14 protein-coding genes and 3 pseudogenes are annotated in these 18,034 nt (G+C 54.2%); 9 read left to right on the forward strand and 8 right to left on the reverse strand.

Features of this window, described 5'->3' with window-relative positions; translation table 11 throughout:
• The 3 genes from HTT03_RS00350 to HTT03_RS00360 form a co-directional block, all read right to left on the reverse strand.
• On the reverse strand, nucleotides 1-699 hold a 699-nt coding region (locus HTT03_RS00350; protein WP_174857937.1), incomplete at its 3' end, for a hypothetical protein.
• A gap of 585 nt (nucleotides 700-1,284) precedes the next feature.
• Nucleotides 1,285-1,656: a response regulator gene (locus HTT03_RS00355; RefSeq protein ID WP_174857936.1), complete on the reverse strand. Its 372-nt coding sequence runs from the start codon at nucleotides 1,654-1,656 to the stop codon at nucleotides 1,285-1,287.
• Between the two features lie 182 nt (nucleotides 1,657-1,838).
• On the reverse strand, nucleotides 1,839-2,210 hold the full coding sequence (locus HTT03_RS00360) for a response regulator (RefSeq protein WP_174857935.1): 372 nt from the start codon (nucleotides 2,208-2,210) through the stop codon (nucleotides 1,839-1,841).
• An 809-nt stretch (nucleotides 2,211-3,019) separates the two neighbouring features.
• On the opposite strand from HTT03_RS00360, the gene HTT03_RS00365 reads away from it, so the two are divergent.
• Entirely contained in the window at nucleotides 3,020-3,379 is a 360-nt protein-coding gene (locus HTT03_RS00365; RefSeq protein ID WP_174857934.1) for a plasmid mobilization protein, read from the forward strand.
• Nucleotides 3,380-4,552: 1,173 nt separating this feature from the next.
• On the forward strand, nucleotides 4,553-4,891 hold the full coding sequence (locus tag HTT03_RS00370) for a hypothetical protein (RefSeq protein ID WP_174857933.1): 339 nt from the start codon (nucleotides 4,553-4,555) through the stop codon (nucleotides 4,889-4,891).
• Nucleotides 4,892-6,338: 1,447 nt separating this feature from the next.
• Here the strand turns inward: HTT03_RS00370 and HTT03_RS00375 are convergent.
• The 4 genes from HTT03_RS00375 to HTT03_RS00390 all read right to left on the reverse strand — a co-directional run bounded on the left by HTT03_RS00375 (nucleotide 6,339) and on the right by HTT03_RS00390 (nucleotide 10,838).
• The gene (locus tag HTT03_RS00375; RefSeq protein WP_343035584.1) at nucleotides 6,339-7,520 is read right to left on the reverse strand and encodes a helix-turn-helix domain-containing protein; all 1,182 of its coding nucleotides are present in this window, start codon (nucleotides 7,518-7,520) and stop codon (nucleotides 6,339-6,341) included.
• Between the two features lie 229 nt (nucleotides 7,521-7,749).
• Complete coding sequence (locus tag HTT03_RS00380; RefSeq protein WP_174857942.1) at nucleotides 7,750-8,712, reverse strand: ParB/RepB/Spo0J family partition protein; 963 nt, start codon at nucleotides 8,710-8,712, stop codon at nucleotides 7,750-7,752.
• Complete coding sequence (locus HTT03_RS00385; RefSeq protein WP_174857943.1) at nucleotides 8,712-9,938, reverse strand: AAA family ATPase; 1,227 nt, start codon at nucleotides 9,936-9,938, stop codon at nucleotides 8,712-8,714. Before HTT03_RS00385 ends, HTT03_RS00380 begins: the two co-directional genes overlap by 1 nt.
• A gap of 588 nt (nucleotides 9,939-10,526) precedes the next feature.
• A complete protein-coding gene (locus tag HTT03_RS00390) occupies nucleotides 10,527-10,838 on the reverse strand; it encodes a helix-turn-helix domain-containing protein (RefSeq protein WP_174857944.1) in 312 nt (103 codons plus the stop codon).
• A 290-nt stretch (nucleotides 10,839-11,128) separates the two neighbouring features.
• Here HTT03_RS00390 and HTT03_RS00395 point away from each other — a divergent pair, with 290 nt between their 5' ends.
• From HTT03_RS00395 to HTT03_RS00405, 3 genes are all read left to right on the forward strand, one after another.
• The gene (locus HTT03_RS00395; protein ID WP_174857945.1) at nucleotides 11,129-13,675 is read left to right on the forward strand and encodes a DUF4214 domain-containing protein; all 2,547 of its coding nucleotides are present in this window, start codon (nucleotides 11,129-11,131) and stop codon (nucleotides 13,673-13,675) included.
• 88 nt (nucleotides 13,676-13,763) lie between these two features.
• A complete protein-coding gene (locus HTT03_RS00400) occupies nucleotides 13,764-13,973 on the forward strand; it encodes a DUF6447 family protein (protein WP_174857946.1) in 210 nt (69 codons plus the stop codon).
• Between the two features lie 370 nt (nucleotides 13,974-14,343).
• Nucleotides 14,344-15,497 (forward strand): IS3 family transposase gene (locus HTT03_RS00405; protein ID WP_246253309.1). Its coding sequence is split into 2 segments (ribosomal slippage): nucleotides 14,344-14,596 and nucleotides 14,596-15,497, totalling 1,155 coding nucleotides; the frame shifts between segments, so codons are not numbered across the junction.
• Nucleotides 15,498-15,560: 63 nt separating this feature from the next.
• Here HTT03_RS00405 and HTT03_RS18535 read toward each other — a convergent pair.
• Nucleotides 15,561-15,797 (reverse strand): annotated as a pseudogene (locus HTT03_RS18535) (ATP-binding protein); the annotation flags it as partial.
• A 166-nt stretch (nucleotides 15,798-15,963) separates the two neighbouring features.
• Between HTT03_RS18535 and HTT03_RS00410 the strand changes: the two are divergent.
• From HTT03_RS00410 to HTT03_RS18605, 4 genes and pseudogenes are all read left to right on the forward strand, one after another.
• Nucleotides 15,964-16,266 carry a hypothetical protein gene (locus HTT03_RS00410; RefSeq protein ID WP_174857929.1) on the forward strand — a complete coding sequence of 101 codons (303 nt, stop codon included), beginning with the start codon at nucleotides 15,964-15,966 and terminating at the stop codon, nucleotides 16,264-16,266.
• A gap of 191 nt (nucleotides 16,267-16,457) precedes the next feature.
• Complete coding sequence (locus HTT03_RS00415; RefSeq protein WP_174857928.1) at nucleotides 16,458-17,450, forward strand: IS30 family transposase; 993 nt, start codon at nucleotides 16,458-16,460, stop codon at nucleotides 17,448-17,450.
• 97 nt (nucleotides 17,451-17,547) lie between these two features.
• Nucleotides 17,548-17,826 (forward strand): annotated as a pseudogene (locus tag HTT03_RS00420) (helix-turn-helix domain-containing protein); the annotation flags it as partial.
• Nucleotides 17,827-17,840: 14 nt separating this feature from the next.
• Nucleotides 17,841-18,027 (forward strand): annotated as a pseudogene (locus HTT03_RS18605) (ISNCY family transposase); the annotation flags it as partial.
• Nucleotides 18,028-18,034 lie beyond the last annotated feature (7 nt).

Below are 18,034 nucleotides of genomic sequence, written 5' to 3' on the forward strand. Positions count from 1 at the left end.
AGGCTTGAACAAGAAGCAAGACATGGTCTTGTCAGCCGGAGCCAGATGCCGGTCCGTTTCGCACTCAAAACCAGCGAGCGTGAAAGAGGCGTCAAGCGTCAGAGTAGCCTTCGTACCGTCAACATATACCCAATGGGCAACATACATGCCCTTCACCGACTGGATGGAGGCCAGCGTCCAGCAGTCCTCAACCGAAGGATCATCAAGAAATACGCATTCACGAGGCTCACCCGTATACTCAGAAATGGTATGGCGCAGATCATCCGTGTGAAACCAGCCCTCCCCGTGAAAGCGGTTTGCCACCAGAGCGATTGCCAACCAGTTGATCGGCTGAAGCTCGGCGAAGGCATCAATATCCTCCCGCGAGAAATCACCGTCATACTGAAATGTTGCCACTGCGGCCTGCATCATGCCCGAGACATAACGAGGGTTGAGAGAACCCTTACGACACACCATCACAAACAGCGTCAGCCACTGCTCCTCGGTAAGCTTAGGCATATGCTGACCGACCGCCCACACGCAGGTATCCAGCAGCCCCAAAAGGCGGGTATCCCCCGTTTCAGGGGGGCTGTAGTACGGGAAATATTCATCATGATAGGCGCCCTTGGCCGACAGACCCGTAAGATTCATGATCCTGTCATGGGCTGCGGTAGAAACCTTGCAATCAAAATTGCGCGACAACGTAAGAGTGGTGTCCATAAGACGATCTCCTGGATATGCTGCCCTTTCTCAGAAGGGCATAATGAAAAGACAAAAGCCGCGCGATAAATGCTTGGCTCTCAAAGATCTCTTCTCGTTATGGCCGCATACCCGGAGAAGCGTTCGAAGCTCTTCAATGTCTGACGACACCGCTTCGGCGTATAAAGTTCACGATAACCTTGCCAGCCTGCACCTGTGTGCTTGCGCGGTGTACAGCGCCGGGAAGAGGATGCGCCCCTCCTTGGTCATTAAGAGGTTATGCGCCAAAATACCGCCTACAAGGCTGGGGCAAGGAATTTGCTGAATTTTCTTCCGGGTGAATTTATGAAGTTGCTTAAAGTCTCATCAGCCGGCCCGCCAATGAATGCGCGTGATCCCCCATACTTTATGCAGCCATTCGCTGGAGAGCGCGCGCAAAGCCGAAGGGCGGCAAAGGCAAGGGCGCTCGCAAGGCGGGCAATACAACGAGGGTGTGATTTCTTGATATCACGTCCCCTCTGGAGTTAGGATACCCTGGATAAAACCATCGAACGATGCCCCGGATCAGCACGTACCCCGTTCCCTCAGGCCTCACATTGGATGATCTTAGTTGCCGTTCAACGCCTTTTTGATCTCATCGCCTAGCGTCAAAGGATCGAACGGCTTTTTGAGAACCGCTATGGCTCCTGCCGCCAGCAGCTCGGTCTCCTTGCCGTCATGCTGAGACGCCGTCAGAAAGATCGCAGGAACATCTGCCAATCCCGGCACCTCTCGCAAAGCCGCCAATGTTTGGGGCCCGGTCATGCCGGGCATCATGACATCCAGCAAGAAGACATCTGGAGCGCCCTGCTTTGCGGCCACAAGAGCCCTCTCGCCAGAGAGACAACTCACCACTTCGACCCCCCCGGAAATCTCGAGCGCCATCCGGGCGATCTCCAGGATGTCGGCCTCATCATCGACATGTAGCAGTTTGATCATGGAGCCATCCGGGGCGTTCGTTTCATCATTCCTGCCACCCTATGCTCGGCAACCTGAAGTAGAAAGTGCATATTTGCCACAGAACAACCGAATACCTAAGATCTCAAGGCACAAACAGCGGCCGAGAAGCACGGCGCGCCAAGGCGCCAAGCCACCCGTCTTCTATCCTCCCAAAACCCCACCTATGCCCTCTTCAGGAACGCTTTGACCTGTGCCGCCAAGGTCATAGGGTCGAATGGTTTGTCGATTACCCCGTTCGCCCCCAAACCCTGCAACGCCAACTTGGAAGCCTCATCGACCTGAGCCGTCAAGAAGATGGCAGGCACCTGTTCCAGGCCTTTGATCTTGCGCAGCCTATCCAGCACCTCGGTCCCGCGCATCTGGGGCATTCTATAGTCCAGCAGCACCACCTCCGGGAGGAGATCTCGCGCACGGTCGATCGCTTCGGCGCCTGAGGCGCAGGCGATAATATCGAACTCCCCACTCATCGTCAGGGCAAGCTCGGCAACTTCCAGAATGTCGGGCTCGTCATCCACCAACAGCAACTTGATCATAATGTTCTTTCAAAAATATCCAGGGCCTACTGCCGCTACATAAGGCACGAACCAATGGCCTCCAGCACCAAAGCGGATCAGTAGAATCTCACGATGTACCAAACAGTTCTCGCGCAAAGCCCCAACGATGGAAGCCCCCGGGCATCGAACGCCCTCCGGGCGGTCGGCGCGCGCCAAGACAGGTTTGCGCAGGGGGCCGTCATCACCGTAATCGGGCCCGGACTTGGATCATATGATTTCTTGATATCAATTCGGCCAGCAGGGCGATACCAATCCCTCACGCGCGATCAGAGGAGACCCTCCCCTGCCCCCGTATCTCAAGCCCACCAAAACACCCTTGGGACATCACAAGAAAGTCGTGGACGGTTTCTTGATATCACCGCCACCTTCTGGCGCAACTCATGTGCCAGAAGGCCCGTCTCGGTTTCCAAACCATCTCCAGCCCCGCCGGGCAGCCGCCAAAATCCAGCGCGCCCCCTCACGCTGCCTCGGACATCAGGACGCGCAGAATACGCGTAAATCTTTATGCGATCTTTCGCGAGGCAGGTCCCGCCCCCCTTCCCCGGACAGAGTTTCTGGATTGCTGCAAGTTGGGCCCTCAGGCCCCTGCAAAGCCCCGCAGACCCTTGTGTCATTGGCCGCATCCCCCACTCTCTATTTGCTTCGAGAAGGCCCCAAGCCCGCGGCCCTTCGTCCAGAAGGGTTTCCAAGGCCCCCCCTTCCCCCTGATTATTCTAAAGGTGAGAGGCGCGGGCCTCGGCAGAAGAGCGAGGCCCCCGGGACGGGCCCGCGACAGGAGGACAGGATCAATGGGCCACAGGACCACGAGAGATGACAAGACCGCGCCTCGGCGCATCCACGCCACCCCTGATGAATGGGCCCGTATGCGCGCGGCAGCAGACCGTGCCGGCAAATCGATCTCAGCCTTTGCGGTCGATACCTGCCTGCGCCGCGCGGCGTCCCGACCCCGTCCGGAGACCGTAGAGGCCATTCGCCTCTTGACCGCATCACATGCCGCCCTCATGCAACTGGCCGATCTGCAGGCCAGCAGCCCCCCTGCCCTCTGCGCTTTTGGCGCATTGGCACAGCTGGCAAGGATCGAAGATCAGCTGTGTCAAGTCACGGCACTCATCGACAAAGATGCTCCCTCCGGGGCGCCCGTCGGATGATCCTGCTTTGGTCCAAACATCAGACCGGTCCTGCCACGCAGGTGATCCGCTATCTGCTGGAGACGGAGGTCACAAAGACCGCACAACGGCAGACCTGCGTGACACGACGGCACCCTGCCCCCGAAGTGCTACTCGGAGATCCCGCCCTCGTGGGGTTGATGATCGACAGCCTGCCCTTTCGATGTCGGTACCGCTGCGCCACCCTCAGCTGGGCCGAAGATGAGCTCGACGTGGCGCGTTTCAACAACCGCGAGCCCACTCTGCGTCAGGCCATCGACGGCACGGTTCGGCTGTTTCTGGAACTCGCCTGCGCCGGCATTCCCGAAGATGCCCGCCCACCGATCTTGGTCGGAACCCATACTCATCTCGGCAGGCTCGAGGTCAACATTCTGATGCCCCGCGCGGTGGGATTTCCCGGCGCGCCATTGCGCAGTTGGAACCCTCGTCCCCCCATGATCTCAAGTCGTGCGGATTGGGACGCCTATACCGATCTCATCAATGATCATTATGGTTGGTTTGACCCGCGCGATCCAAAGAGACGGCGTGCCATCACCCCACCCTCCTGGATGGCCAAAGAGGTCGCAGAAATGATGCGCCGCGCAGCCAAAGGGGCGAAGCTCGGCGTCGATCCCATGGACCCCAGGTTCCGCGCATGGGCTCTCGCGCGCCGAGCCCTGCAACAGGACACGACGGACCGCGACGCACTCCGGCAAAAGGTCCACCAAGGTCTCGCCCCCTACCGCTGGGGGGTCACCAGCGAAAGCACCACGAGCATTACCTGTGGACCCCTGCAAGAGCCAGGCCCACGCATCACGCTCAAGGGCGCCGCTCTCGGCGACGGCGCGGAAGATGCCATCGATCCTTACGACGCCCAGCTTGCCCGCTGGATCGCGATCAAGCGCGCGCCTCAGCGCCTGCAGAACGCGTTGGAACGTCGGGCAAAAAACAACTTAGGGTTGATTTATCCCATGTCTGGCTTGCCGCCCGCTAAGCCCCAAGAAACCCTCGCACGCCCCCACCCCATGGGCGGCCTCAAGACCCAGTTGATCTCTCTTCTGGCAGGTCTTGGTCAGAAGCTAACCGCCGCGCTCAACGCGGCCCTCTTGCACCGCGCCTTCCGCCGCCTCGACCTCACGGGGTTCTACCGAACGGCCCAAATTCTGGAGACCATCTATGACACAAACCACCGAAGCTCGGCTGATCCAACTGATCGATCTGCTGGAAGCGCTTCTGGCGCGCGAGGCCGCGCCCCCGATAACGGACAGGCTCGACCAGTTCGTGGAGCAGCTTACGAGGATCGACAAGAACCTGAACACCGCGGCCCTGGCCATGCGCGATATCGCGCAGCGCAGCCCTACGCACCCCACGTTGCAGGATCTGCAGCGCTTGCACATCCAAACACTCGAAGGTCTCGTCGAAATGATCGAGGAACAGTCCCAAATGCAGGCGCAGCTCCAAAATCTCGCAGACCTTCTCGGGATGCCGCCAGATGGTCACGTGCAGACTGGCTAATCCATCTCCGAACACTCTTGAGAAAAGTTACCGATTCTCCCTGTACCGTCACGCTCCAAAGAACCGGCGCAGGCGAAGCAATTGTCATCCGGCAAGAAGATAAAACCGCGGTACTACGGATCACCACAGAACCACCAGATGAAGCGTGGGATGGCAATGCAAGGAAGGTCATAACGAAAGGACTAAAACCCGAGGGACAAAGCCCCACGCCGGGGCCAGACTGACGCCTCAACGGGTCGGGTCACGGTAGAAGTTCGCCGCGAAACGCCGTAATGAGGCTTGAATGAATGTGTCCTCCGACGAGTTCCCTCCGAGCCGGAGTTTAATCTATAAAACGAATCACATATCATAGATCGTAGTGCATACTGCGGACATAAGGACGAGACGCAACCTAACGTAGGTCGCCGTTCTAGGTATTGGCCTGAATATGCCCCGCTTACTTGTTTTCACAAATAGATTTCAACCCGAGTGCCACATACTCAGGTTCTTTTCGCGATCCGGGAATGTCGTAGTGCGTACTGGCTACGCCGTTTCGACATGGCATGTTCGTATCGGTAGGCTCGGTTAGTTCCGCCCCATAACCAAGGTTCTATTGACTTTAGCGTATATCTAATTCATACAAACCACTATCTAACTGTTTTAAGAGTGAAAAAAAATTATCACCGCGGTGATAATGACAGTTCGAAGCTCGTCCAATCACAGATTGGAACTTACCTTCCTTTTCGAGGGAACCGATAAGAAGGCGAGTTAACAACTTAAAACGCTGATCTAAGTTTTCTGTGCTATCACTAATGCGCTACAGACAACACATGGCCGAGTATTTCGCCTTGCTGAAATCACCAACTGGCGGCTCAAGCCAGCGGAGACGAACCAATGGGTCATTGTGTCCTGCGTTCCACCGCAGTCGGTGTTGATTTGCGGTTCGGTGAAGTCGATATCGTCACTATCTATCCCGCGGTTTTACGCAAGCAGAGACATCAAGTCCTGAGATCACATACATTCTTCTCGGTAATCTTGGCCATCGTAGTGAAGTCTTCCCTAATAAGAATTAAGAACTTCAAACTAGTCGCTACATTCCTTAATATAGGTGTCTCAATAGTCCGGTGAAGCCATGCGGGAAAGCCCGCAAGCCCGCCAGGGGTAAGGCGGCTTCCCGCATGGCTTTGCGGAACGACATGATACTTCGTTCTGCTAAACTGGTTGGGGCCCATATCGATCTTACCTAAATTTAGGATGTACGCGTAAGTAATGACCTGTAGGCCCATTTGGCTCCACGCTACGGCGTTCTATGGCGAAGTTAACTAGGCCATCCGCGTCGGTTCTTCATCACCATGGTTCGTATTCGCACGAACCTATGTTCCGCGGTCTCCTCTTTGTGTGTGACCTGTAATATCCCACGGAACATAAGTAGGGCAGGGAGCGAGACTGACTCTAACCTCCGAATTTGCTAATGCGCTAAAGCACCTACCCGTATGCGGCCCGCGGCAACGGATTCTCCCTTCTGATAGCAGCAGATCATCGTCGTGAGATAGCCATTTGGGTATTTCAGCTTGTCTACGCGCTCAGCCAGATAATCTAGCACAAGAATCAGATTTGCCCACCCGAAGGCGGACAGAGCTTTGACCACAACTTGCTGTCCAAGTCCAAGATAGGAAGAAAATTCGAATAATATCGTTGCGAGCTCATTCGCTCGTCTAGGAGGGTCTGGGTAAAAGCACTGTAGCGTATTCGTCTGACGCCAAAAAGCCGAGACTTTAGACCCATCAATTGCTAGGGCTTCCTCTTTGTATTTTTCTTTTAGTTCTGACTCTACGTGCCGGACAGTTTGACAGGCATCGACCCCGGATTTGGTAGGTTCCGACTGGCTTCCGAGATGGCCGATTTCTGTCGTATCCTGTTCAGTCGAAACCGCGGAGTTCGGTTCAACTGCAAGGAAAGTTGAAGTTTCGTTGGCGCTAGGGCAGGGGCTCTCTTCGAGGGCACAGACTTCGGTCTCGAGAACCTCGAGTTCTTCAAAGGAGAGGCTTTTGCGGCGCAGGGTATTGCGCAGCCTATCCTTCAGCTGCGTAATATGGACCGGCAGTTCTACGCCAATCCCATAGAGTTTCCGAATTACGCATTGAAAGCGGGCCGAGACTAGGTTGCGCTTTTGGCGCAGAGCACGTTTCTCCGTTTCGATTTTTGTCCGTAATTGGCTAAGTTCTTGGAGTTGCGCCATCAAAGGGTTCAAGTCGATGCCATAGCCCCCGATGATCTTGTCAGCTGCATTGCGTTCGGGAAAGCGTCTGCCGTTTGCGCTGAGTTTACGATGGATCAGTCCGAGCTCTTCTAGCCGAACCTCTCCGCGGTTAAAACGGCGCTCGTCCATTGCGCATGCCCGTTTTAAGATCTCGCTAACCTTCATGAAGGAAAGGTTAAGCTGCCCGGGGTACAACGGGCCTGCAGGGAGAACCGATAGATGGGCGCGCAGGACCATGATATCACGATCCTTCAATCCAAGCACCTTCCTCAGGTCTTGGACTAAGTTGAGGACCTCCCAGCGGTCCCATGCCTGAGGTGAGATCGGTTCGTTAAGGCAAACGTTATCCGTTTGCCCACACGAATATACTGTGGACATTCCTGTAGTCATTAAATTTCAGACGGCAATATTTGACCATTCACCGAAATGCGGTGTTGAAAGAGATTCGGAGATAAGCTATGAAGGCTTTGCTACAAGACCTTAATGGCCTCTCCGGAATTCGCGTTTCGGGGGGCCTTTTTTATGCCACGTGTCTGCTCCTCATTTTGTATACCAGTTGGTCGAGCGCGAATTATCACCGCGGTGATAATATTTTTAATCTTTTATATCAGATACTTATCTAGTCATCATTCCTTCCTTTGAGCTTCTGATAGTTGGATATAAGGTCTGAAATATTCTCCGATATGTAATCTAAGAGATCGTCAGAGAGATCCTTCTCAGCCTTAATCACCAGTTGTCTTGGTTTCCGCACCATCGCGTAACGCCCTTCCAAGAGGGCAGTACGCCGGACCGGAACCGATTTCGCTCGGGATTTGCTGGGGGATACTGCCTTGGAAAGCTTCGCTTGAAGGTTTTCAAACCGCGCAACGCTATCTTCAAGCGTGCTGTCGACAAGTTTGACCACATCCTGCTTCGCCAGTTGCTTTGTAGAAATCAATTTAGCCAGTTTCTCCCAGTTGCGGCGTCCTACACCGCGGGCAGGGCCAATCGCGAGGACCACCTCATCCCCAATCATTTCGTAAATCCGGGACATCGTTGAAACCAGTGATTGAACAATACCAAGGAACTCTGCGATATTCTCTTGTGTGAAACCGGCTTCTTTGGCCTTTACGATTGTTCGCGCGCGCTCTATGAAGCTGGTCTCCAGCCGCGCCGAGTTCTCGATGCCTTGCGCGACAAAGGCTTCCTCATCAGACATCCGCGTGATGAAACCGCGGATTGTAGCCTTGCCAAGCCGCCGCATGGCCGCGAGGCGCCTCCGACCCGCGACGATCTCGTAAGGCCGTTCTTTGTTTACGATCCGGACAATAATCGGGATTTGTTGGCCATTTCTGGAGATCGATTCGACGAGTTCGTTGAGCCCTTCGGTGATGTCGATCCGATCTTCGATCAGACTATCTTGGATCTGATCGACTGGAATGTCTTCGTGGGTGCGTTCAGTCGCAGACTGCACCGAGCCTTCAATGTACTTTGGCGCGGCAGCACCGCCACGGATAAGTGGCGCACGCCGCTTTACAGGTTGAGCAGAGGCCTTTTCGGCCACTTCGTCTTTCTCTACGTCGTTGAAAAGTTTCCGGGCCATCAGTTATCCCTCTGAGATTTTTGCTCGCGGCCCCAGCTTTTCATAACCTCGGCCTCAACCTCATGGGCGATCTTCTGCAAGCTGTCGAAGATGCGGTCATAGGTCTTTCGCGTCACGCCCGCGGGGCCTACCTCCAGCAAAGGTTGCATGGTATTTGTACCATCCCCGATTGCAGTAGATTGAAGGAAGTCGGCTTGCAGCATCGCGTCGCCCAATTGCGCGCGCAGGAAAGAGCTCAGTTGAAGCTGCGCCTGATCATTGGGATTGTAGCGTGTCAAAACGAAGCGTATGAAATCATAGCGCTTATCTTTCTCGACACTTTCCACTACTTCAAGCGTGCCCGCACCAAGGTCGAGAAATTTTTCCAAACTCACGACATCGAGCATGCCAGCCGATACTGGCACCAGAAGCCCGGTTGCTGAGGCCACTGCGGCAATCACCGCGAAGCTCATATGGGGCGGCGTGTCGAAGAGGATAATGTCATAGTACTCTTCGACTAGCCGCAACGCGTTTGAAATCTTGCGGTGCCAAGGCTGAGATTGTTGTGTTCCATTCATGTAGGACGCCGACGTCTCATACTCGAACTCAGTCATGTTCATTGAGCCCGGAACGATATCGATGTTCGGGAAATATGTCGCTTGGATCACGTCGGTGATCGGAACAGGGTCATCGTATTTAAGGATATCATAGATGGAATGAACTGCTTCATCGCCATCGTCCAACTGAGCATCTGCGCGAACATCAAACAAATCTGACAGGCTGGCTTGGGGGTCCAAATCAATAATTAGGCAGCGAAACCCGCGCAAGCCAAGGAATTCCGCGAGATTGGCGGACAGTGAAGTTTTCGCAACACCGCCTTTCAGGTTATAGACGGCAAGCTTTGCGGTTACGTCTCCGGGCTCCTTTCTGGGATACATAGACAGCGGGATCTTTCTTGCCTGAAAAAGCAAGTCCTGTATCGCATGCACCTCTTCCCCGGAAAATGTCCGCCGGTTGCCAGCTTCTAGTTTTCCCGATGGAAACCCCTCGATAATCTTGGCGTAGTGTCGCAGGGATGAGTAGTTAACCCGTAGTGCTTCAGCGGTTTCCTTAACTGAAAAACGGCGCATCGGTTTGTCCGACTTACGGGTATCTGGCGACAGATGCTTGGCCGTATGCCGCGAGAGAGCGTCACGTATAGTGGTGCTATAAGCTCTAAGTTGGTCCGACCCGATAATGCCTGTCATACTGCCTCTCATTGTTTTTTTGAGTCTTACACCAAGATTAGGATGGAATGCTAGAAAAAGATGCGCAACGGAATAAGTTCGACAAACAACGTTTCGTTGACGAGCGCGGGAACCTATGATTTTCTTAATAGACACTGTTTATAAGAGGCTATCCGTGATCGAGATATTGAAAGTAGGGTTCTTGCAGGTAGCTCGTGATGAGAGTGATCACGTTCCAGAAGCGCATTCTGAGGCGATAGATCCATCTGAATTCTACGTGGTTGAAGCCCATTCGTGCCTTTTTATCTGTTTCAGGCGGTGAAAAGGGCGAGCACCTGCCTAAAGGGTGCCCGCGCTCGCCGGTAACGATTCGAAATCACGCGCCCGGGCAGCCCTCGCGGTTCATCAGGCCAAAAACAGAAACCGCTTAGTGATGGTGTAGATGTCCCGGCCAACAGCATAGATATGTCCCAAAGTGACAATTTCCATGTCGCCAAGTATGGAGGCGGCATCAAGAACTCGACAGGAGGCCGCGGAGCCAACTGAAATCAGTCACGTGCAAACCCAGAGCGTTACATTCTACCTGTGTGCGAAGTCAGTATCGGCTCGTTAGATCGCTTCGCTATTGCCAAACAGCATATCATAGGCTTCCGGTTCATAATGCTTCAGCAGCTTTTTCATGAACGTCTTCGGGTTCTGATCAAGGGCTTTGGCCCAGTCATTATACCGAGCACTTGGGATCTTCCCCCGGCCGGTTTCTAACTGGGAAATAAAGGTATAGTAGTCTAGTGACAGCTGTTTAGCCAAAGCGCGTTGAGAAAGACCCTGCTCTTCGCGCAAAGATTTCAACCAAACGCCGAGTTCGACACGGGGATCGACACTGTCAGAAACCACAGGCTTAGAGGTTGTCGAATTGGACATCAGAGCACACTCTCAAGTTTATACTTCACCAGCCTGCATCCGCCGGCAAGTGAAGTGGCATTCTAGCCAGAAACGAACGGGAAAAGGCACTAAGTCATGCACCCAACCACTGTCCATTCTTTGATAACACAGGATCGAAGCAGATGGTATATTTTTTACTGCACATTTTTCCTTGCGCCAATTTTCTAGGTTTGGTAGCCATGTATTAGCGGTCGTTAGGTGATCCGATTCAGCGCTCCAAAGGTTGCACTGGATCGAATCTAGAATCGCCCAAATGAGCCCTATCGTGAATGTTCACAAAGCAGGAATTAAACATGGCAACTCTTGAGCAAAAGCAAGATCTCGCAGCCCTCTACATTGGGTATTTTGATCGCGCCCCCGACCCAGATGGTCTGCAGTTTTGGATTGATCAAATCGACAACGGTCGTGAGTTCAACACTATCGCAGCTGACTTCGCTTCTTCCGACGAAGCCGAAGCACTCTACCCTTTCTTGACGACACCTGGTGTTTCTACACCTAACGCTTTCGTCACAAGCATCTACGTTAACCTTTTCGGCCGTGTTCCTGAGCAAGAAGGCCTGGATTTCTGGACCGGCGTTCTCGCAGATGGCAGCGTTTCCGCCGGCGATATGGTCGAAAAGATCATCATGGGCGCTCGTGATGATGTCGACTTGGGTACATCTGATAAATCCGTTCTCGACAACAAGATCGAAGTCGGTCTGGATTGGGCGGAATCAGTTGCTAACGTTCCTGGCTTCGAGTTTGATGCCGCAGCGAAAGCCGCAGCTGTAGCTTCCGTTAACGGCGTGACTGAAGACGAAGCAACCGTTGAAGCCGCTAAACAGGCGACTGATGATTTCGTTGGTGGGGCAGCTAACCCAGGCGACACCTTCACGCTCACTACAGGTTCTGATAATTTCGTCGGCACATCGGATAACGACAAATTCAACGCAGGCGTTGAGCAAGATGGTGCTGGGAACCTGGTTCAAACTCTTCAAGGCGTAGATCAGCTAGATGGCGGCTTGGGTATTGACACCTTGAACGTCACTTTGAATGGCACCAATGTTGCTCCTTCGCTCACAAGCATTGAAGTAGTGAACGTGCGTGCCGCAGCTGGTACAACTCTGAACTTGGGTTCTTCGACTGGCGTTACTAATGTCAATGTTGCTGGTAGTACTGCCGTAGCACGTTTGGCAAACATCGGTGCAGCAGAACTGGGCGTCTCCAACCAGACGCAATCTGTGACTGTCAGCGGCTCTACCGCAACTGAACTTAAACTGAACCTTGATACAGTTGGCACAGCAGCGACCGATATCAACTTGAACCTCGCAGCTCTCAGTGCAAACGCAGCCACGAGCTATGACATCGCAGCAAAAGACGCGCATGTTACCATCCTGGAGAGCGTAGCAAGTGCAGCGACCACTTCCGCTTCTATAGCTGCAACTGGTGCCAACGAACTGACCTTTAGTGCTGCCGACCTCGCGTCCCTGACGTCGTTGACAGTTACTGGTGACGGTTCTTTGGATCTGGGTGCTGGCGCATTCACAGCTGTAACAACAGTTGCTGCTGCTGATCATGCTGGCGGCCTGACTGTAACTGTTGATGATACTGCTACCGCAGTTAATACCGGCGCTGGCGAAGACGCCGTAACAGTTTCTGGCAATCTCGGTGCTACTCAGAAGATCAACACTGGCGCTGGCGATGACATGGTTTCCGTAACCGGCAACCTCACAGCTGGTGCTTTGATTGATGGTGGCGAGGGCGTTGATACAATCGGTTTGACTTCGACAGTCGCTTCGGGAGCTACAAACGACGTTGAAGAGAAGACCTTCAGCAACTTTGAAGCTCTTGCGATCACCGACGCTCTTGCCGGTAGCATCAACTTGGCCAACCTTGACGACCTTCAGACTGTCAACCTCCGTGCAGGTGTAAATGGTAACAACACCATTTCTGGTTTGAATACGGGTGCAACAGTTAACTTCGGCGCAGCTGCAACTGCCACAACCGATGTTACTACTATTGCGGTAACAGGTGCTGGCGTTCAAACAACCGACGTCTTGAATGTTCAATTGGCGGAAGCTGATGCGGCACAAGATTTCGGCGTTCTGTCGGCGGCTGGCGTTGAAACCCTGAACCTGGAACTTGATAACACAGGTGCAACTCCAACAGCAGCAAATGCATTCACCGTTGGTCTTGGTGCGGCTGATCATACCACTGTCAACATCTCCGGTGATGCATCTGCTGTTATCGACACAGCACTGACTTCGGTTAAGACTGTTGATGCATCTGCATCCACAGGCAACGTGACCGTTGATGTTACTGGCAACGCGAACGACGTGACCATGACTGGTGGCGCTGGCGTAAACACCTTCACTGGTGGTGCTGGCAAAGACACCATCGACGGTGGTGAAGGTAACGACGTTCTCGTTGGCGGCGCTGGTGCGGACGTTCTCATCGGCGGTGCCGGTGATGACAACCTCTCCGGCGGTGCTGGTGCAGACATGCTGACCGGTGGTGATGGTGCAGACACCTTCACGTTCGCAGTCGCGACGGACAGCAACGGCGTTAACGTAGATACCATCACTGACTTCCTGTCTGGTACAGACAAGTTGGCGATCACCACAGCCAACGGTAACGGTAAATATGTCGGCGAAGCCAATGGCTACGGCGCTGTCCTTACTGCGTTCACAGGTGTCACAGATGAAGCGGTGCTGGATACGTCCACAAACACACTTTATGTCGATGTAAATGGCGACCAGGCGCTTGATGCTGCGGATATTGCGATCAACCTGACTGGTGTAACTGATCTGTCCACTTCGGACTTCATCTTCAGCTAAGCCAACCGGCTTACAGATTACAGATTGGGGCTGCCTTTGGGTGGCCCCTTTCCACATCTAAACCTCAAGAGACTTTAGGAGTGCAGACATGGCTGAAGGCCAAACAATCGACATCGACGGTAAGTCATATGAAGTCGACAAACTGTCAGACGAAGCCAAAGCACAGCTGGGCAACATTCAGGTTGTAGATGCTGAAATCCAGCGTCTTGAGCAGCGGAAAGCAATCGCTCAGACTGCACGGAATGCATATGCCCGTGCATTGCAAGAAGAGCTGGCTAAGCTGGAGCCTGCGCAGTAAATAGCTGCTGTGAACCTAGCTGCCGGTTTACCTGCGGGAAGGCCTCTGCTGGAAACGGTTGAGGTCTTTCGGTTCTGGTAGGGCAGGGGGGCAAGTGCCACCCGGGGGTATAGGCGTTATCGTATATGGCTCCGCTCACGGATAGGGCCTGTGAGTTTGTCACCTTACTTTAGCGACATCCAACAGTGGTGGGTCCTGCGGCGCGTAGCAATATAGCCTTTGGCGGACCCAGAGTTGACTCTCAGGGGACATATGCGGGGCAACAGAGTCGGTCAGGAGAAATGGAGAGGTGAGCTACCCCCCGAAATTCGGACACTGACATAAGCTACAATATGCAGTCTGCTGATCTTCAACACGAAGGAGATTAGAGATGTCTAAACGCAAGCAGCATGCGCCGGAGTTCAAGGCGAAGGTCGCGCTGGAGGCCTTAAAGGGCGAGGAGACCGCAGCCGAACTGGCGAGCCGGTTTGGGGTGCATCCGACGATGATCCACCAATGGAAACGCGCTTTGCTCGAGGGCGCATCCGGTGTGTTCGAACGCGGCGGCCGAAAAAAGCCCGAGATCGACGAAGAGCAAGTGAAGGAGCTCCATGCCAAGATCGGGGAGCTGGCGGTAGCCAACTCTTTTTTGGAACGAAAGCTCAAGCCCTGGGGCGGGAAGTGAGGCGCGGCATGATTGAGCCTGGTCACCCCCGGCTGTCTGTCGTCCAGCAGTGCAGGCTGCTGTCGATCTCACGCTCGTCATTCTATTACACGCCGAAGGGCGAGACCGCGCAGAACCTCGATCTGATGCGGCGGATCGACGAGCAGTTCTTGGAGACCCCGTTCTTCGGTGTCCGGCAAATGACCTGGCACCTGCGCAACGACGGCCATCTGGTGAATGAGAAACGGATACGCCGACTGATGCGCCTGATGGGATTGATGCCGATCTACCAGAAGCCCAATACCAGCAGGCCAGCGAAGGGGCACAAGATCTATCCCTATCTGCTGAAGGGGTTGAGGGTCGAGCGGCCCAACCAGGTCTGGTGTTCGGACATCACCTATCTGCCGATGCGACGTGGGTTTCTCTATCTGGTGGCGATCATGGATTGGCACACCCGCAAGGTTTTGGCTTGGCGCATCTCAAACACGCTGGAGGCGGACTTCTGCGTCGAGGCGCTGAACGAAGCCATCCACAAGTTCGGCCCGCCCGAGATTATGAACACCGACCAAGGCAGCCAATTCACGTCCTTTGCATGGACCGACCGACTGCGGCGGTCCGGCATCCGCATATCTATGGACGGAAAAGGCCGGTTCCTCGACAACATCTTTATCGAGCGGCTATGGCGGACGTTGAAATACGAATGCGTCTATCTGCATGCTTGGGAGAGCGGATCAGAAGCCAAGGCGGGAATTCGAAAATGGATGGCCTTCTACAACCACCAACGCCCTCACTCAGCCCTTGGCGGCAGACCGCCCGCCATGCTTTATTGGCTGAGAAAAGACGGAACCCAACCCGATCAGCAGGTGCAACGAGTAGCTTAATTTATGCCAGATCCTGTCCAATGATCGGGGAGTAGCTCATACCTCTGGGTTGTCTTGATCTGGGTGTGTCCCAGGAGCTTCTGTACCTCGTATATGCCCCGACCCTCGTTGATGTTCAAGGAACTCTCCGGAGGCCAGATCGCGCACCAGGGTTTCGTTGACCGGCGTGTTCTCGAAGCTGAACTCATCGACCTCCTTGGCCAGTGGTAGTTTAGCAATCCTCATCTGGTATCTGATCGAACGCGCCTGCTTTTCGCTGATCTCGGCGTGCAGGAGGTCGCCGACGATCTGTTGCGGTTTGGCCTCAGATATTGTCGTCGGAACTACTAAGCAAAGAATGCTGATCCCGTCTGCGGCTAGACATGTGGATAACTCTTCGACCAGGGTTGTAACGCGCGGATTGCCGCATAGTCTGTGAGCACAACGTAAATGAGCTGGGCGATCACCGGCAGCTTAGGAGACACCTATGAGCGAAGAGCGGTCCAAGAAGAAGCGTCACTATTATGCACGGTATTGCGATTGGGGGATCAATGTCGTTTTCGAACGCGACGGCGCCATCGATCGTTTTCCGGGCGAGATTTTGCGTTTCAAGACGCGGCAGGCCCGTGATGCTTGGGTGGCTGACGAGGTCTGGGACGGGACGTGTCGGCGTGAGGGATTGAGTGCGCGCGACCTGAAGCGGGCTTGTGGCTCGGCAGAGCGGTTTTGGTATCCTTCTGTGCGGGGGGAGGGGGACGAACAGGAGACCCATTATGAGGTGCTTGGTTAGTTGCGCGCTTCTTGTGCATGTGTCGGTGCAGGCACAGCCTGCACCGGAGCCGGGTTGAGTGCTGCGATATTGCGGTTTGGGTGGAATTTATCACATAATTCACATTACCGGTGTAGGACTTTTAGCCGGGGCACATTCTAAACTGGGTTGCGACAAATCCCCTATCTTGCTGGAAAGCAAGGAGAACGGACATGGCCCACACAGAGTTAGGATTGCGTGAAAGACGCGCGATTGAAGACATGTTGAACGCGAAGATGTCAGTGGACAAGATTGCAGCTGAGATTGGGAGACATCGTTCGACCGTGTTTCGCGAGATCAAGCGAAACAGATACATTGATAATGAGCTCCCCAATCTTAGCGGTTACTACGGTGTGACTGCACAGAGGTCCGCCGTCGACCGGCGCGCGTGTCGACGCAAGCTGGTACGGTTTATTGAATTGCGAGATGCCGTGATCAAACAGCTCAAAGTTGGCTGGTCTCCGGAACAGATCGCGGGTCGACTTCAGTTGGACGGCCAGGAACTTCGTGTCAGCCACGAGACAATCTATGCCTACATTTACGGACCCGATGGCCAGTCCGAAGAATTGGCGCGGTATCTACCGCATCGCCGTAAGAAGCGGCAACCAAGACGCAGGCGAACGCCTCGAGGCCTTGCTTTCCCACCAGATCGGTCGATTCACCAGCGGCCTGACTATGTTAAAACCCGCGAAACATTTGGTGAATGGGAAGGCGACCTCATGATTTTTGAGAGAGCGCAGGGTAAAACCAATGTTGCTTCTCTGGTGGAACGCAAAACGCGCTTTGCCGTTCTGTTCCGCAACAACGACCGCAGTACGACGCACCTGATGAACAAGCTGATGAGTGTGATGGAACCCCTGCCCCAGTCGGCGCGAAAATCGATCACCTTTGATCGAGGGATCGAATTCCGCGACTGGCGCAAGCTGAAGCCCGGTATCGGAACCGAGGCGTGGTTCTGCGATCCGCAGGCTCCGTGGCAAAAGGGTGCAGTCGAGAATCTGAATAAGCGCGCACGGCGGTATCTACCACGCGATGCACCCGTGGCCGCGCTCTCAAATCGAGACATGAAATCGATTTGCGATCGCTTGAACGGCACGCCAAGAAAGTGCCTGGGCTGGCGCACGCCAACGGAAGCCTTCAGAGAAGAACTGATGAAAATGAGATAGAGGAACGCGTCGCAACGGGTCTTGAAATTCTACGGGTGAATTCACGAACGAAGTGCAAATTCTGTACGAATACAGAGCGTTGCATGGAGTATGAAGAATGGGAATCCACTACTGTCACCTGAAGCTGGTCGAACGTCGCAAGCTTGCAAAATGGCTTGAAGCCGAAATGCCGATCGCGGATCGCTTGGATCGCGACCCTTCCACGATCTACAAAGACATCAAGCGGAACCGGTACACGGACGACGAACTGCCCAAGTTGAACGGCTACTACGCCTTAAACGCTCAAGGCATGTACGAGAAGCGCCGCGCCATCCATCGAACAATGATCGTTCTCCCTGAACTCAAGGCTGCCATTGAAGGACGCCTGAAAGCTGGCTGATCGCCCGAACAGATCGCGGGCCTTCCTGCACCCTGTTCGTTTTCATCGACGATGCCATCAGCACATCGATACAGCTGCGGTTTGTCGATTCCGAGAGCACATTCAGCTACTTTGAAGCACTGGAGCTTTACTTGGGGCAACACGCTCGTCCGGTGGCGTTCTATTCTGACAAACACACGGTGTTCCGGGTTGCCAATCAACAACA

Origin of the sequence: Sulfitobacter maritimus, from assembly GCF_013346665.1 — a bacterium.
Classification (GTDB): domain Bacteria; phylum Pseudomonadota; class Alphaproteobacteria; order Rhodobacterales; family Rhodobacteraceae; genus Sulfitobacter; species Sulfitobacter maritimus.

Bases quoted from the DNA above. Each gene is read 5' to 3' on its own strand.
- HTT03_RS00415 (WP_174857928.1), top strand. From the start codon at position 16,458: ATGGCCCACACAGAGTTAGGATTGCGTGAAAGACGCGCGATTGAAGAC.
- HTT03_RS00390 (WP_174857944.1), bottom strand. From the start codon at position 10,838: ATGTCCAATTCGACAACCTCTAAGCCTGTGGTTTCTGACAGTGTCGAT.
- HTT03_RS00395 (WP_174857945.1), top strand. From the start codon at position 11,129: ATGTTCACAAAGCAGGAATTAAACATGGCAACTCTTGAGCAAAAGCAA.
- HTT03_RS00385 (WP_174857943.1), bottom strand. From the start codon at position 9,938: ATGACAGGCATTATCGGGTCGGACCAACTTAGAGCTTATAGCACCACT.
- HTT03_RS00375 (WP_343035584.1), bottom strand. From the start codon at position 7,520: ATGACTACAGGAATGTCCACAGTATATTCGTGTGGGCAAACGGATAAC.
- HTT03_RS00400 (WP_174857946.1), top strand. From the start codon at position 13,764: ATGGCTGAAGGCCAAACAATCGACATCGACGGTAAGTCATATGAAGTC.
- HTT03_RS00380 (WP_174857942.1), bottom strand. From the start codon at position 8,712: ATGGCCCGGAAACTTTTCAACGACGTAGAGAAAGACGAAGTGGCCGAA.
- HTT03_RS00410 (WP_174857929.1), top strand. From the start codon at position 15,964: ATGAGCGAAGAGCGGTCCAAGAAGAAGCGTCACTATTATGCACGGTAT.
- HTT03_RS00355 (WP_174857936.1), bottom strand. From the start codon at position 1,656: ATGATCAAACTGCTACATGTCGATGATGAGGCCGACATCCTGGAGATC.
- HTT03_RS00370 (WP_174857933.1), top strand. From the start codon at position 4,553: ATGACACAAACCACCGAAGCTCGGCTGATCCAACTGATCGATCTGCTG.
- HTT03_RS00360 (WP_174857935.1), bottom strand. From the start codon at position 2,210: ATGATCAAGTTGCTGTTGGTGGATGACGAGCCCGACATTCTGGAAGTT.
- HTT03_RS00365 (WP_174857934.1), top strand. From the start codon at position 3,020: ATGGGCCACAGGACCACGAGAGATGACAAGACCGCGCCTCGGCGCATC.